General features: G+C 50.9%; 15 protein-coding genes. 10 read left to right on the top strand and 5 right to left on the bottom strand.

Annotated elements, in window-relative coordinates; translation table 11 throughout:
* Nucleotides 1-122 precede the first annotated feature (122 nt).
* From HUU10_05495 to HUU10_05475, 5 genes are read left to right on the top strand one after another with little or no spacing between them, the layout of a single operon-like run.
* Nucleotides 123-1,523 carry an alginate export family protein gene (locus HUU10_05495; GenBank protein NUQ81048.1) on the top strand — a complete coding sequence of 467 codons (1,401 nt, stop codon included), beginning with the start codon at nucleotides 123-125 and terminating at the stop codon, nucleotides 1,521-1,523.
* Nucleotides 1,524-1,554: 31 nt separating this feature from the next.
* Nucleotides 1,555-2,499, top strand: a complete 945-nt coding sequence (locus tag HUU10_05490; GenBank protein ID NUQ81047.1) for a substrate-binding domain-containing protein — start codon at nucleotides 1,555-1,557, stop codon at nucleotides 2,497-2,499.
* Nucleotides 2,500-2,514: 15 nt separating this feature from the next.
* Nucleotides 2,515-3,402 (top strand): phosphate ABC transporter permease subunit PstC, encoded by an 888-nt coding sequence (pstC, locus tag HUU10_05485; protein NUQ81046.1) that lies wholly within the window; start codon nucleotides 2,515-2,517, stop codon nucleotides 3,400-3,402.
* Complete coding sequence (locus tag HUU10_05480; protein ID NUQ81045.1) at nucleotides 3,399-4,247, top strand: ABC transporter permease subunit; 849 nt, start codon at nucleotides 3,399-3,401, stop codon at nucleotides 4,245-4,247. Before pstC ends, HUU10_05480 begins: the two co-directional genes overlap by 4 nt.
* On the top strand, nucleotides 4,208-5,002 hold the full coding sequence (locus HUU10_05475) for a phosphate ABC transporter ATP-binding protein (GenBank protein NUQ81044.1): 795 nt from the start codon (nucleotides 4,208-4,210) through the stop codon (nucleotides 5,000-5,002). Before HUU10_05480 ends, HUU10_05475 begins: the two co-directional genes overlap by 40 nt.
* 329 nt (nucleotides 5,003-5,331) lie before the next feature.
* Here HUU10_05475 and HUU10_05470 read toward each other — a convergent pair whose 3' ends face one another.
* The gene (locus HUU10_05470) at nucleotides 5,332-5,865 is read right to left on the bottom strand and encodes an adenine phosphoribosyltransferase (GenBank protein NUQ81043.1); all 534 of its coding nucleotides are present in this window, start codon (nucleotides 5,863-5,865) and stop codon (nucleotides 5,332-5,334) included.
* A gap of 11 nt (nucleotides 5,866-5,876) precedes the next feature.
* The gene (locus HUU10_05465) at nucleotides 5,877-6,386 is read right to left on the bottom strand and encodes a hypothetical protein (GenBank protein NUQ81042.1); all 510 of its coding nucleotides are present in this window, start codon (nucleotides 6,384-6,386) and stop codon (nucleotides 5,877-5,879) included.
* On the opposite strand from HUU10_05465, the gene HUU10_05460 reads away from it, so the two are divergent.
* On the top strand, nucleotides 6,371-6,619 hold the full coding sequence (locus HUU10_05460; protein ID NUQ81041.1) for a hypothetical protein: 249 nt from the start codon (nucleotides 6,371-6,373) through the stop codon (nucleotides 6,617-6,619). The genes HUU10_05465 and HUU10_05460 overlap by 16 nt on opposite strands.
* Here HUU10_05460 and HUU10_05455 read toward each other — a convergent pair.
* Complete coding sequence (locus HUU10_05455; protein NUQ81040.1) at nucleotides 6,588-7,031, bottom strand: SufE family protein; 444 nt, start codon at nucleotides 7,029-7,031, stop codon at nucleotides 6,588-6,590. The two genes, HUU10_05460 and HUU10_05455, sit on opposite strands and share 32 nt — an antisense overlap.
* Before the next feature lie 21 nt (nucleotides 7,032-7,052).
* On the opposite strand from HUU10_05455, the gene HUU10_05450 reads away from it, so the two are divergent.
* Nucleotides 7,053-7,367, top strand: coding sequence for a multidrug efflux SMR transporter (locus tag HUU10_05450; protein NUQ81039.1), 315 nt, complete (start codon nucleotides 7,053-7,055; stop codon nucleotides 7,365-7,367).
* 6 nt (nucleotides 7,368-7,373) lie between these two features.
* On the opposite strand, the gene HUU10_05445 is transcribed toward HUU10_05450, so the two are convergent.
* Together HUU10_05445 and HUU10_05440 are read right to left on the bottom strand one after the other, a co-directional pair.
* On the bottom strand, nucleotides 7,374-7,868 hold the full coding sequence (locus HUU10_05445; protein ID NUQ81038.1) for a transcriptional regulator: 495 nt from the start codon (nucleotides 7,866-7,868) through the stop codon (nucleotides 7,374-7,376).
* Nucleotides 7,869-7,922: 54 nt separating this feature from the next.
* Nucleotides 7,923-8,105, bottom strand: coding sequence for a hypothetical protein (locus HUU10_05440; protein ID NUQ81037.1), 183 nt, complete (start codon nucleotides 8,103-8,105; stop codon nucleotides 7,923-7,925).
* A 118-nt stretch (nucleotides 8,106-8,223) separates the two neighbouring features.
* On the opposite strand from HUU10_05440, the gene HUU10_05435 reads away from it, so the two are divergent.
* From HUU10_05435 to HUU10_05425, 3 genes are all read left to right on the top strand, one after another.
* Nucleotides 8,224-9,510 (top strand): NAD(P)/FAD-dependent oxidoreductase, encoded by a 1,287-nt coding sequence (locus HUU10_05435; GenBank protein NUQ81036.1) that lies wholly within the window; start codon nucleotides 8,224-8,226, stop codon nucleotides 9,508-9,510.
* Nucleotides 9,507-11,618, top strand: coding sequence for a hypothetical protein (locus HUU10_05430; GenBank protein NUQ81035.1), 2,112 nt, complete (start codon nucleotides 9,507-9,509; stop codon nucleotides 11,616-11,618). Before HUU10_05435 ends, HUU10_05430 begins: the two co-directional genes overlap by 4 nt.
* Before the next feature lie 154 nt (nucleotides 11,619-11,772).
* A complete protein-coding gene (locus HUU10_05425) occupies nucleotides 11,773-14,109 on the top strand; it encodes a TonB-dependent receptor (protein NUQ81034.1) in 2,337 nt (778 codons plus the stop codon).
* The last annotated feature ends 123 nt before the right edge of the window (nucleotides 14,110-14,232 follow it).

The following is a 14,232-nucleotide window of genomic DNA, read 5'->3' as shown; positions in this document are numbered from 1 at the left end:
TGTGTCCAATTCCACATGGATTGAATCTATCCGATTTTATTTACTTTTATTATCTACTTATTTGATAGAATATATAGTATATTTGTAAAAAGGTTCGAAATTTAACTAAAAGAGGACATTTCATGAAAAAACAACGGGTAACCCTCAGCATTCTGTTGGTTGCACTATCAGGAACGGTCATGGGTCAATCATCCGATGACGTGCTGAATCTGTTACAATCGAAAGGAACCATCACGGCCGCAGAAGCCGATTCCTTACGATCTGCGGCGGCCATTGCCAAATGGTCTTCTCTTAAAAACCGGTCATTCGGGGTTGATCTCGAATTCCGTCCGCGGACCGAATTCCGCTACGGGTATTCTGCTCTTCCGGTTGAAACCAGCACTCCTGCGTTTTTCACTTCGCAACGGACCCGCCTGACCTTCAACTTTCACCAGAAAGGGGAATTCCGGTTCCTGACTACCCTGCAGGATGTCCGGGTGTGGGGAGATAAGGATTTCCGTTCAACCGCAGGAACCGTTCAGATTTATGAGGCGTGGGTCGAACCGGTGCTGTCTCCCGAACTGACACTCCGGTTGGGCCGCCAACGGTTGATCTATGACAATGAACGGCTGTTTGCCCAGAACAACTGGCGTCAGACCGGTTCCTCATACGATGCAGCCGTCCTGAAATATGAAGGCGGCGGAATAGTGAATGACCTTGTCGTTGCCTGGAATCAGCATACCGAGCAAACTTTCTCGACCGCCTACACCAGCCCCTCTGCATCAAACCCCTACTTCAAGGCACTGATCTTCAATTTCACCACGTTTTCACCGGTACCGGCAATAAAACTGACCTCATTGCAAGTGGCAGACGGATTCGAAGACCCCGACTATTCCGAAAAGATCAATTTCCGCTACACCAATGGCGGACGCATTGACTGGAAATCAGGCGATTTGTCAGCCACGCTTGCTTCCTACTATCAGTGGGGAACGGTCACCAAAGGTCGTGGAAAGGAATTTGATCTGTCAGCCTGGTATGCACAACCCGAAGTAAAACTGATCGTCGGGGATTTCACCTACCGTCTGGGCGCTGAAGTGCTGAGCGGCACGGGCAGCAAATTCGAGGGAACCGATCATTCCTTTGTACCGCTGTACGGTGTGGCTCACCGGTTTAACGGATTCATGGATCAGATCACCTCTTTCCCGTCACATGTTGGCGATGGAGGTTTGATCAATCCTTACTTCTTCACCTCGTGGAAATTGAATCCGACCATTACCCTGAATGGGGATTTTCACGGATTCTGGTCCTATGCCGAGGTACTGGACTCGAAGAAAAACGCTCTGAAACCGTATCTGGGAACTGAACTGGATCTGGTGGTTCTCTGGAAAGTGAACAACTACACCAATCTGGAAGCGGGTTTTTCCCTCGCCGATTGGGAACGCTCTTTCACCACCATCCGGAAAGCTGGCGACCCTTCCATCGTGAACCATTTCACGTATCTGCAACTAACATGGCGGCCGACTTTGTTTTTTATTGAGCAATAATCTACTTTTACTATAGACATTGGAGCATTTAATGTATTTTACTCAATCGGTACTGATTTCACTGATTCTGCTGAGCGGCGTTACCACCGCTTCTGCGCAATCCAAGCCGGAACTGAAGGGAAAGATCTCCATTTCCGGTGCGTTTGCCTTGTATCCCATGGCCGTTAAGTGGGCCGAAGAATACCGGAAACTCAATCCGGGTGTCCAGATCGATCTCTCCGCTGGTGGGGCCGGTAAAGGAATGACCGATGTGCTGGCCGGTGTGGTTGATATTGCCCTCGTTTCCCGGGAAATCAATCCGGCCGAAACGAAAAAAGGAGCCGTCGGCTTTGCAGTGACCAAGGATGCCGTGGTTCCGACCATTTCATCCACCAATCCGCAATTGAAGGAAATCCTCGAAAAAGGCATCACCCGCGACAAACTGAATCACATTTTCATCACCGGCCGTATTCAGAACTGGCAGGAGGCCGGATTTTCGAAACCGGTTCCCCTGCATGTCTACACCCGGTCCGATGCCTGTGGTGCAGCAGAAACACTGGCACAATGGTTTGGCAAAAAGCAGGAGGATTTACAGGGAGTGGCTGTGTTCGGAGACCCGGGACTTGCCACATCCGTCAAACGGGATCCCGTTGCCATCGGATACAATAACATTGGTTATGTGTACGATTTCACTACCAAAAAACCCACCAACGGGGTTCAGGTGATTCCCATCGATCTGAATAACAATGGTAAAATTGATGCGGATGAGAATTTTTATGGGGATATCCAAAGTCTGACCGATGCCATTGCGGCAGGCAAATACCCTTCTCCTCCTGCCCGTGATCTGTATTTCGTCACCAAGGGCAAGCCGACCAACCCGATTGTCATCGATTTTACCCGCTGGGTGCTGGTCAATGGCCAGCAATTCGTCGATGCAGCCGGCTATGTGAAGCTGTCCGATGAAAAACTGAAGAAGAGTCTTGCTGCCCTGAACTAAACTGAAAGGACCGGTTTGCGATTACGTTTATTAAAAGACCGCACATCGGTCATCGTTTTCTGGAGTTTCACGGTTCTCTCCATTTCCACCCTGATTGCCATCGGGGTGGGATTGGGGATCAAATCCTGGCCTCTGTTTGAAACTCAAAGTCTGTCTGATCTGTTTTTTTCTGATACCTGGCGTCCGTTAAGCGGAAAGTTCGGCTTTCTGGCCTTTATCGCAGGTACGCTCTGGGTCACCGCCATCAGCCTGATCCTGGCTGTTCCCATCTCGGTGCTGACCGCCCTTTATCTGTCTGAGTTTGCACATCCGTGGGTAAGAAAGGTGTTTTTACCTATCATCGATGTGTTGTCTGGCATTCCGCCGGTGGTGTACGGTGTCTGGGGGGTTCTCGTCCTGGTTCCCCTGGTAACATCTCTTTCTGAGTTTGTGGGTGCGTTTTCCTTCGGTTACAGCGTGCTGGCGGGTGGACTTGTCCTGTCGCTGATGATCACACCGCTCATGATTTCCATCATCCTCGATGTGCTGGGTTCCATTCCGACGGTTTATCGCGAAGCATCGCTCAGTCTCGGTGCAACCCGGTGGGAAACCACCTGGCAGATTCTGGCCAGAAAGGCCCGGCCCGGTATTCTGGCGGCCGTCATCCTGTCTCTGTCCCGTGCCTTCGGTGAAACCATTGCCGTGCTCATGGTCTGCGGGAACATGCCCATGCTTCCGCAATCGGTTTTTGATGCCGGATACCCGCTTCCCGCCCTCATCGCCAACAATTATGGCGAAATGATGTCGATTCCGCTGTACGATTCAGCCCTCATGATGGCCGGACTGGTTTTATTCGTGGTGATCGTGTTCTTTAACCTGATTGCCCGGGTGGTTCTCTTCCGGCTTGAAACGGAGTTGCAATGAAGACCCGCCTTCTCAAACAAACGGTCATGAAGGGCCTGATGATTCTGTCAGCGGCCATTTTACTGATCGGATTTTCCAGTCTGATCTGGACCATTTTTTCTCACGGTTTGCCATACATGAGCTGGGAAATGGTTTCCAGCATTCCCGGTGGCGGATTTTACATCGGGAAGGAAGGCGGTATTCTGAATGCCATCCTCGGCACGGTGATCATCACCACGGTGTCCGCTGCCATTGCACTGATCATCGGATCGGGAGTGGTTCTCGTTTTGAATTTATACGCCAAACGGTTCAGACGGACCGTTTCGACCATCCGGATGGTGCAGGATGTGTTGTTCGGCATTCCGTCGATCGTTTATGGGGCCTTCGCCTTTGCCATCATGATTTCCTTCGGATTGCGCACCTCCATGCTGGCTGGTATTATCACTGTGACTCTGCTGATTCTGCCGATCATGATCCGTGCCATCGATGAGGTGGTTAGGCAAATCCCCGAAGACCTGGTGAATTCGGTCTTTTCTCTGGGAGCGACCCGTCTGGAAACCGCCGGTGTGCTGTTGAGACAAGCGCTACCCGGGATCGTCACAGCCATCATGCTGTCGGTTGCTCGGGCAGCGGGTGATGCTGCCAGTCTGTTATTTACCTCTGGATACAGCGACAATCTGCCCTTCAGTCCCGATCAGCCGGCCGCCACCCTGCCGCTGGCCATCTTTTTTCAATTGTCCAGCCCCATTGCCGAGGTGCAGGGCCGGGCCTATGCCGCCGCCTTAATTCTGACTCTCATCATTTTAATCATCAGCCTGAGTGCCAAATGGATCAGTTCCAGACTATCAAAACACCGGATCCGTTGATCCAGCCCCATATCAGCATCCAGAATCTGTCCCTGTCCATCGGGGGCAATCCGATTTTAAAAAACCTGTCGCTGGATATTCCGGATAAAAAAATTGTGGCCTTTATCGGCCCTTCGGGATGCGGAAAAACGACGCTTCTGAAAACCCTGAACCGGTTGCATGATCTGTCACCCGACGTAAAAATTACCGGCGAGGTATTAATCGATGGAATCAACATTTACGATCCGTCGGTGAATGTCATTTCCCTTCGCCGGAAGATGGGTTATCTGGCCCAGCGGCCTACTCCCCTGCCCATGAGCATTTTCGATAACATCGCCTGGGGATTAAAACTATCGAACCACATCAGCCGGGCCGAGTTGAGCCAACGGGTGGAAAAACACCTGACGGATGCCGGTTTGTGGGAGGAAGTGCGCCACCGGTTGCATGAGCCCGCTGCCAAACTGTCCATCGGTCAGCAGCAGCGGCTTTGCCTCGCCCGTGGGCTGGCGGTCGGACCCGAAGTCATTCTCGGTGATGAACCCACCTCGGCACTCGATCCGATTTCAACCCGGAAAATTGAGGAATTATTTACTCAGCTGAAGGATCAGTACACCATCGTACTGGTCACCCACATTCTGCGTCAGGCCCGGCGTCTCGCCGATTATGTGGTCTTCGTCTGGATGGGCGAAATCATCGAATCCGGTCCGGCCGAACAGGTTCTCACCAATCCGCAGGAAAAACTCACCCGGGAATACGTGAGCGGGCAGATCAGTTAGTGATTGGTGATTGGTGATTGGTGATTGGTGATTGGAAATGAAAAACCCGGACCCGGGTGATCCGACCGTAAAATGGATTCGCTGAAAGTCCGGCCCTGGCGGATATCGAGGGAGCAAGGGCTTTTTAAGAGACAGAGATCAGTGATCGGAAATCAGCCCGTTGTCTTTGCTCAGGAACCGTATTCAGTAATTGGCTGGCGAAAAAACCCGGTGGCTGAGGGTCTCGAAGCCAAAGGGTTTTTTCAGGGGAGTATTCAATAGACCCAATCCCCTCTTCTTAAAGCCAAAGAGAATGAGTTTCCGTATTCTGTATTCTGCCTCCTGCCTTTTCAAAAAGACAACAGCGAATGAACCGGGTAGCCTTTCAGTTTCTTGCGACCATCGAGAAAGGCCAGTTCGATCAGAAAACAACAATTAACCACCTTACCACCCAGTTTTTCGACCAGTTCAATGGTGGCACCGACCGTTCCGCCGGTTGCCAGCACATCGTCATGAATCACCACCCGGTCGCCGGGGCGAATGGAATCGCGGTGAATTTCGAGCTCGGCTTCCCCGTATTCCAGTGAGTAAGATACCGACAGGACATCGGCTGGTAACTTTCCCTTTTTGCGGACGGGGACAAAGCCGGCATGGAGATCATTGGCCAGAATCGATCCGAAAATGAAACCGCGGCTTTCCACGCTTACCACTTTATCGACATGCAAACCCATGTTCTGATGGGTGAAGTAGTAGGACACCTCGCTGAGCAGTTTCGGGTTTTGCAGAACCGGTGTGATATCCTTAAAAAGGATACCCGGCTTCGGAAAATCGGGCACGTCGCGGATGGTTGATTTCAGATCGGCTGCAAGTGTTGAAAAATCCATTTAAAACTCCTTTATAACCAGTAACGGACAATAATTTCGAAAACCCACTCTCCCCAGATGTCGGGTGCCATGGTGGACCAGCCGCCTGCCTCGGCCGCAAAGTCAATACGGGAAACCGGAATGGAAAAACCTGCCTTCACAAGCAATCCGGCATACCAGGACTTGTAACGTCTGACCAGCAACTGACTGTCCCCCACCGATTTACCGGTAAAAGCACCTGCACCGATGTAGGGAAAAAACACAAACTCATCAATATACCCGCGGTAATGATACAGGTAGGATGCATCAAGGGTTCCATAGGAATCAATCCGGTAGGAAAGACTCGCATCCAGAGCGGTCCGGTTGTCGAACCAATACTTCGCTGTCAGACCGCTGACCGAGCCCATGCGTGCTCCAAAGCCATGGTGATACTGAGCCGTTGAAGTATCGGGAAGAAAAACCAGCACAAGGAGCAAACCGGCAGTCAGACAACTGAATCGGATCAGCCTGGTGATATCTTTGCCAAATGAAAGACTGGCCACTGGATACCGTTCTGAACATGATCGACCGTGTTGACTCAAACCGTCAGCAATATAATCTGCCAGAACTCTCGTCACTGACGGCCGATTGCAGGGACTATTTTCTGTCATACCCTGGTTTTTCCCCTGAGCTTTCCCGGTTCCTGTCTGCTTTCGAGTGGCATCTGCTGTTTCATGGTGAAGCGGGGCGTTTTACCTCGACCATCAGGAGCTTTGCTGGTTCGAGGACATCCTGACCTGAAAAGCCAGCGCATACAGTTTGATTTTTTTCACCATCGAGGCCAATCCGTTCGTCCGGTTCTGTGACAGATGGCGGTCGAGCCCAATGGCCGACAGGAACGCTGGCTGTGTTTTAATAATATCGGCAGGGGTCTGACCCGAATACACACTCAGAAGCATGGCCACCAGGCCTTTGACAATGAAGGCATCGCTGTCACCGGTGAACCATACCCGCCCATCCCGGAGTTCTGCTTTCAGCCAGACCTGTGACTGGCAACCGTTGACTTTGTTATCCTCGGTCTGATCGGCCACGTCAAGACCCGGCATGTCCTTCCCCAGCCGGATAATCAGCTTGTATTTATCTTCCCAGTCGGTGAGGCCGTCGAAGCGGGATATCAATTGACTTTGTGCGTCGTCGATGGTTAACATCATTTTAAAAAGGGACTTTTAATGGCATGGATTTACTTGTTGATTGCCGGGCTGCTTGAAATTGCCTGGGCAATCGGTTTGAAGGTCAGTCACGGATTCACACGGCCGTTGTCGGCAACGGTGACCATCCTTCTTATGCTGGCCAGTTTCTGGTTTCTCTCAAAAGCCGTTCAGATGATTCCCATCGGAACGGCTTATGCAGTATGGACCGGAATCGGAGCTGCCGGAACAGCCATTGCAGGAATGATTCTTTTTCAGGAACCAACCACCTGGATAAGGCTCGTTTGCATTGTACTCATCGTGGCCGGTATTGTTGGTCTGAAAATTTCCGTCTGAATGGTATCAGCCGATTTGTTCCCGGATGGCTTTGATCAGGCGTTTCACATCATCATCGGATAACTTGCCAGACTTTTCGAATATGACTTTTCCGGTCTGATCAAAGGTGATCACATGGTAAGAGTCATCGGCGGCCTTCCACTTTTTCACCAGTGCTTTATCCTTATCCATCACGTAAATGGTATTGGGAAATTCCTTCTGCTTTCCATCCAGAATCATCTTGATGGCAAAATTCGGTTTCCAGGTGGCGCCCATGTTGATGACCGCAACCGACCCGTATTTATCTCTCGGAAAGTTTTCTTTTTTTAAAGCCTGTTCCACATGCTCATTCAATCCCTTCTCATCCGGATCCACATACATGAGCGTGTAAACCTTACCAGTCAATTCGGTCGAGGACCACGGCGTCCCGTTCAGACGGCCACCGGCATCTCCCTTTAAATCAACAACAGCAGGTGCGGCTCCGGTCTTCAACTGTCCAAAAACCGGAACGGATAACAACATGGCAAAAGTTACAGGCAGAAATGATCGCATGGGTTCTCCTTTGATAAACTTTGATTACAAACGACGGTTAATCATCCAGGCCGACATACTCAGCGCAGCCATGATGGATGAAAAAATCCAGTAATCCGGATAGATCACAATGTAAACAATAAAGACAGCCGACAAAATCAGAAAAACGGCCGACCGGGTTTTCCGCTTGCGTTTAAGGGCCTCATCCGGTTTTTTTTCGATTGTCATCGGTTTCTCCCACTTCTGTTTAAGTGTCCCAGGAAACAAACCGAAAGGCAGGTTTGAATAAAATCCTCCGGAATCCGTAATTTGCTGTCCTGCAACCGGTAAAAATAAGAAGGGTTTTATGAATTCCTCAATTCCGCAATCCAATCGCCCCCGTGTCGTCATTATCGGAGGCGGATTTGGCGGTCTGGCTGCAGCCAGAGCTCTCCGGCGCGCCCCTGTTCAGGTGATTCTGATTGATAAGAACAATTACCACACCTTTCAGCCTCTCCTCTATCAGGTTGCCACTGCCGGACTTGAACCCGATTCCATCGGGTATCCTCTCAGGAAAATTTTTAAAGGCCATCATAATCTGATCTACCGGATGGCTGAAGTTAATTTCATCGATACAGCCTCTAAAAAGGTCGAAACCAGCATTGGGCCGGTGTCCTGGGATTATCTGATTGTTGCTGCAGGCAGCCGGTCGAACTTTTTCGGAATGGACAGTTTTTCGGCTCATTCCATGCCAATGAAATCCATACCGGAAGCCATGGATATCCGCGCCCGGCTGTTCAGGAATTTTGAAAAAGCCACACTGACCGAAAACCTGGCCGAACAGGATGCCCTGATGACCGTGGTGGTGGTCGGGGGCGGTCCAACCGGCGTAGAAACAGCCGGAGCCATCGGCGAATTGAAACGACACATCCTTCCCCGCGACTTCCCCGAGCTGGACATCCGCCGGATGCAGATCCATCTGGTTGAAGCAGGTCCTTCCCTTCTGGCAGCCATGTCAGCTCATGCCTCGGAATCGGCCCGGCATTACCTGGAAGAACTGGGCGTCACCGTCTGGCTGAACGCCCCGGTGGTCGATTTCGACGGTGTTGGTCTGAAACTGAAGAATGGAGTGACCATCCGGTCCGGTGCGGTCATCTGGAGTGCCGGCGTGGAAGGTGCACTCATCCCCGGACTCCCCGATCCGCTCATTCAGCGCGGAAACCGCATTCAGGTGGATGATTATTGCCGTGTGGAAGGAGCCGGGTCGGTTTATGTGATCGGCGATCTGGCATTCCGTCCTACCGCCGCCTTTCCTAAAGGACTTCCCATGGTGGCACAGGTGGCCATTCAGATGGGAACTTTTGTGGCAAACGATCTGAAAAGACGACTGAGCGGAAAGGAACCGGTCCCGTTTGAATACAAGGATCTGGGATCGATGGCAACCATTGGCCGGAACCGGGCGGTGGTTGACCTGAAACCGGTGCGGTTCAGCGGGCTCATTGCCTGGTTTGTCTGGATGGCTGTTCATCTGATGACTCTGGTCGGTTTCAGAAACCGGGTCGTCGTTTTTATCAACTGGGTTTACAATTACTTTAGTTATGATCGGGGTATCCGGCTGATACTGACCCCGACAGGCAGAAAGGAACCGTCATGAATCAGTGGAAATTTTTCCGGTCCGGTGGTTTCGATCAGGTACTTCTGGAAACCGATGCCGATCTGCGTCATCTAGATGAACTGGACCAGAAACTGTGGGCGGTTCTGGCCTGTCCGACTCACGGATTGGAATTGAATGCCGACCTCATGTCCCTTTTGGATTCTGACAAAGATGGTCGCATACGGGTCCCTGAGGTTTTACAACTGGTCAGGCGGTTGAACCTGATTCTGACCGATTCTTCACTGGTCTTCAGGCGACCCGAAACCATCTGTCTTTCGGTCATTAATCAGAAAACGCCCGAGGGACAGAGTGTCAGTCAGTCACTGACCGAAATACTGTCTACCCTCCAGTTGGCCAACACAGATCCGGTTGGTGAGAAAGACTACCTGAAAGCCATCGAAACCCTCCAGAGCGGCCCAGTGACGGGAGATGGATTTGTGCGGTCGGGGCACCCGGAACTTGCCGGGCTGCAGCCAGCTCTGTCGGTTCTTGAAACGGTTCATCAGATTTCGGATCGAAAAATTCCGATTTCGCTTGTGAATGGATTCCAGGCACTTGCAGAGGCTGAACAATCCTTCCGGAAAACAGCCGGAAAAGACGCGGCTACCCGCCTGTTCGGTTCCGATTTTGATCAGGCCTACCAGACCTACCTGACCCTCGAGTCCAAAATCGATGACTTTTTCAATCGGGTCGATCTGCTGGCCTATCAGGAAAACTGGACCGATGCACTGAATGCCCGGGCACCGGAAACCGATGGCGTGGTTCTCTCAAGCTGGACCGGCCCCATCGAACAATTACCTCTGTCACAGATAAAAAATGACCGGAAACTGCACTTACAGGAAGGAGTTAACCCGGCCTGGAAATCGAGACTTCATGAGTTTGCCGTTCAGGTGGCAGGCCCCGTCACCGGCCGGAAGGAGAAACTCACCGATGAAGACTGGCTGAAAATCAAAGCCGTTTTTCACAGCTATCAGACCTGGCTGGCAGGGAAACCGGTGACCGGACTCGGGTCGGTTTCTGCTGAATTACTTGAAGAAGCCCTGAAGGCAGTTCAGTCCACCGATCTGGCGGAACTGACCCAACGAAACGAAGTGGTTGCCGCCCGCTTAAGTCGCTGGACTCAGGTCCACGAGGTAATGATCTGTCTGGCCCACCTGGATGAATTTCTCAACAATTATGTGAGCCTGCGTTATTTTTACACCAAGACCAAACCAGCCTCCTTCCAATCAGGTAAGTTATTTCTGGATGGCCGGTCCAGTGAACTGGTCATCAGGGTAGCCGATCCCGGCGCCCATGCCGTCATGTCAAATCTGGCCTATATTTATCTGGTGTACTGTGAATGTTCCCGCAAGGACAGTCCGGAAAAATTCATGATTGCCGCTGCGTTGACCGATGGTGATGTCGACAACCTCATGGTGGGCCGGAATGGTGTTTATTATGACCGGAAGGGCAAGGATTGGGATGCACGGATTGTCAAAATTCTGGATCATCCCATCAGTATCCGCCAGGCATTCTGGTCACCGTATAACCGGTTTGCACGGATGGTGTCGGGCTGGCTTGAAAAATTTGCATCCTCCAAGGACAAGGCCGTTGAATCTCAGGCCGCAGCCAATATTGAATCTACGGGTTCCCGACTGACAGCCCCGCCGCCAGCCGAACCTCCGAAAGCCCCGCCACAACCCTTCGACGTGGGAAAATTTGCGGGTATTTTTGCCGCCATCGGATTGGCATTTGCCGCGCTTTCAACCGCCGTGGTATCAATTGCAGCCGGATTCCTCGGACTGGCCTGGTACCAGATGCCGCTTGCCATTGCGGGAATCATGCTGCTCATTTCCGGACCGTCCATGTTGCTCGCCTGGCTGAAGCTCCGAAACCGGAATCTGGCCCCATTGCTCGATGCAAATGGCTGGGCGGTCAATACAAGGGCGAAAATCAATATTCCTTTTGGCCGCTCCCTCACCCGGCTTTCTAAATTGCCTCCGGGTTCCGTCCGTTTACTGAAAGATCCGTATCAGCAGAAAAATTATGCCGGTCCGATTATAACCGTGATTATCCTTCTGGCCGGACTTGCGATCCTTGCCTGGTACATGGAATGGATTAAACTCTGAGCCAATCCACAGCCGGATCTAACCAAATCCGGCTGTGTTTTCATCGGGAAACCCAACCTTTTCATCTGCCCGATCCGGTCATTCGTCGGACCTTTCTTCAGATTATACCGTAAAACCCGGACTTTCGTCCCAGGTTTAAAAAACGGAGAAAACCATGACACATCTGATTCTGCTTTTCACTTTCCTCACCGGTCTGAATGGTGGCAATACGGGTACGGCCACTTCAACCGGTTCTTCCAATCTTCTTGATGCCCGCTTTGGTCGTTTGTATGGTGTGGTCGTTGACCGTGCAACCCGCGAACCCCTCATCGGGGCCAACGTGATTGTTCAGCAAACAGCCACAGGTGGCGCCACCGATCTGGATGGAAAATACAAAATCGATAATGCGCCGGTCGGGGTCATTTCAGTTAAAATTTCCATGGTCGGTTACCTGCCCCAGGTCCGGACAGATATTGCCATCAGTCCCATTAATCCGACTCAGCTTAACATTGAACTCGAATCCACCGCGATTGAACTGAATGAAGAGATCGTGGTGGAAGGTGAATTGTTTTACAAACCAACCGAGGTTCCCACCAGTTTGCAGGCATTTACCTATGAGGAAATACGCCGGGCACCCGGAGCTGCTGCCGATATTTCACGCATGATCATGACCATGCCCGGTGTGGTACAAACCACCGACCAGCGCAATGATTTGATTGTTCGCGGAGGATCCCCCGCAGAAAACCTGAACTTGGTGGACGGATTTGAAATCCCAAACCTGAACCATTTTGGAACACAGGGTTCCACCGGCGGTCCGATCGGTTTTATGCAAACCGAATTCATTTCAGAAGCCACCTTCATGTCTGGTGGAATGCCGGCACGGTACGGAGATAAATTGTCATCTGTGCTCGATATCCGCTTACGTCAGGGAAACCCTGATGCCATCGCAGGTGCGTTTGAACTGTCCATGGCTGGTGCCGGCCTGATTCTGGAAGGACCCATCGGTGCCAACACCACCTACCTGCTCAACGTTCGCCGATCCTACCTGGATCTCATTTTCGGAAGTCTGGGACTTTCTGCCATTCCCAAATACTCGAACCTGAATGCCAAGGTCACCCATACAATTGATAACAGAAACAGTCTGAATCTGATCCTGCTTGGCGGAATTGATGAGATCAATTTCGAAGATGATCCTGACGAGAAGGACCCTGAACTGAGGCTTTCTGAAGAAACCGATTTTTATGGCGACCAGTACCTCGCAGGTCTTTCCTGGCGCCACCTGTTCAACAACAAATCTTTTGGAAACCTGTATGTCTGGACCACCCGCAACCATTGGGATGTTAAGGTGACCGATGTTTTCAATCAGGCCAACCGTCAGATGGTTGATAATGAATCGACTGAGTTTACCAACGGAATTAAATATGAGTATTCCACCTATCTGGGACGCAATCTGGAATTACTGAGCGGTGCATCGGTTAAACAGGTATCCTTTGATTACAATTCGGTCATCGCCGCCGATACCAATGCTTTCAACCGCCCTTCAGAAGGATACACCCAATCACTCGATCAATCTTCCACAAAGGCCAATGCCTTCAGTCAGGTGGTTTACAAGCCGACTGATGATTGGAAGATTACTGCTGGTGCCCGTCTGAATTACTTCGAAGCGTTGCGTAATGAATTTTCCATCGATCCGCGTGTCGGTGCTTCCTATGCCATTCTTCCTTATCTGAACCTGAATGCGTCCTGGGGGATTTTTCATCAGGCACCCGAATTCCTCTGGATGTTCGGAACCGATAAGCACAATCTGGCTCTGACTTACATAAAGGCCACTCACAGTGTGGTCGGATTCGACTTCTATCCAGATTCAGACATTAAAATCACCCTTGAAACGTATCTGAAACAATATGACAATTACCCCGTTTCAACCGAAGATTCAGTGATTTCGCTGGCCAATTCCGGCGATGACTACGGACCCAATGGCCTGGGTTCGCTTATCAGCGATGGTACAGGAAAATCGTATGGTGTCGATTTCTTCATCCAGAAAAAACTGACTGATCAGTTTTACGGACTGGCCTCTTACAGCTGGAGCCGTACCCGTCATCAGGCCTTGGATGGAGTAGAAAGACCAGGCAGTTTTGATATTCCCCACGTCTTTACCATCAGTGGTGGTTACCGGTTTAATGAAAGTTATGAACTGAGTGCCAAGTACCGGTTTGTTTCTGGCCGTCCGAAGACCCCGGTCAATCTGACTGCTTCAAAAATGGCCAATCGCCTGATTCTGGATCAGGATCGGATTAACTCTGAACGATTCCCGGATTATAATCGTCTCGATATCCGGTTCGATCACCGCACCTGGTTCGACTCTTTTGCCATCGTTTCCTTCTTTGAACTTCAGAATGTCCTCGGGACAAAGAATGTCTACTCGGTTCAATGGAATAAGTATTCGCAGAAACCTGTTGACCTGCTTCAATGGGATCGTTTCTTCATTGGCGGAGTCAAAGTCGAATTCTGATCTGATCGTATCAACGACCTTCAAAAAGGGCTCCTTCATGGGAGCCCTTTTTATTTGAATCAATTAGCCCGTCATTAGAGTTCCCTGTTGCCTGAGCAGAAACCTTTACAAGCAGTCCGTTGT

The sequence above is a fragment of the Bacteroidota bacterium genome, assembly GCA_013360915.1.
GTDB lineage: Bacteria > Bacteroidota > JABWAT01 > JABWAT01 > JABWAT01 > JABWAT01.
The sequence above is the reverse complement of the archived record's forward strand: the minus strand, read 5'-3'. Positions and strand labels throughout refer to the sequence as shown.

What these genes read in the sequence shown, in the direction of transcription:
- HUU10_05495 (NUQ81048.1), top strand. Translation starts at nt 123, where the DNA reads ATGAAAAAACAACGGGTAACCCTCAGCATTCTGTTGGTTGCACTATCA.
- HUU10_05490 (NUQ81047.1), top strand. Translation starts at nt 1,555, where the DNA reads ATGTATTTTACTCAATCGGTACTGATTTCACTGATTCTGCTGAGCGGC.
- HUU10_05480 (NUQ81045.1), top strand. Translation starts at nt 3,399, where the DNA reads ATGAAGACCCGCCTTCTCAAACAAACGGTCATGAAGGGCCTGATGATT.
- HUU10_05475 (NUQ81044.1), top strand. Translation starts at nt 4,208, where the DNA reads ATGGATCAGTTCCAGACTATCAAAACACCGGATCCGTTGATCCAGCCC.
- HUU10_05470 (NUQ81043.1), bottom strand. Translation starts at nt 5,865, where the DNA reads ATGGATTTTTCAACACTTGCAGCCGATCTGAAATCAACCATCCGCGAC.
- HUU10_05460 (NUQ81041.1), top strand. Translation starts at nt 6,371, where the DNA reads ATGAAAGACTGGCCACTGGATACCGTTCTGAACATGATCGACCGTGTT.
- HUU10_05455 (NUQ81040.1), bottom strand. Translation starts at nt 7,031, where the DNA reads ATGTTAACCATCGACGACGCACAAAGTCAATTGATATCCCGCTTCGAC.
- HUU10_05450 (NUQ81039.1), top strand. Translation starts at nt 7,053, where the DNA reads ATGGCATGGATTTACTTGTTGATTGCCGGGCTGCTTGAAATTGCCTGG.
- HUU10_05445 (NUQ81038.1), bottom strand. Translation starts at nt 7,868, where the DNA reads ATGTTGTTATCCGTTCCGGTTTTTGGACAGTTGAAGACCGGAGCCGCA.
- HUU10_05440 (NUQ81037.1), bottom strand. Translation starts at nt 8,105, where the DNA reads ATGACAATCGAAAAAAAACCGGATGAGGCCCTTAAACGCAAGCGGAAA.
- HUU10_05435 (NUQ81036.1), top strand. Translation starts at nt 8,224, where the DNA reads ATGAATTCCTCAATTCCGCAATCCAATCGCCCCCGTGTCGTCATTATC.
- HUU10_05430 (NUQ81035.1), top strand. Translation starts at nt 9,507, where the DNA reads ATGAATCAGTGGAAATTTTTCCGGTCCGGTGGTTTCGATCAGGTACTT.
- HUU10_05425 (NUQ81034.1), top strand. Translation starts at nt 11,773, where the DNA reads ATGACACATCTGATTCTGCTTTTCACTTTCCTCACCGGTCTGAATGGT.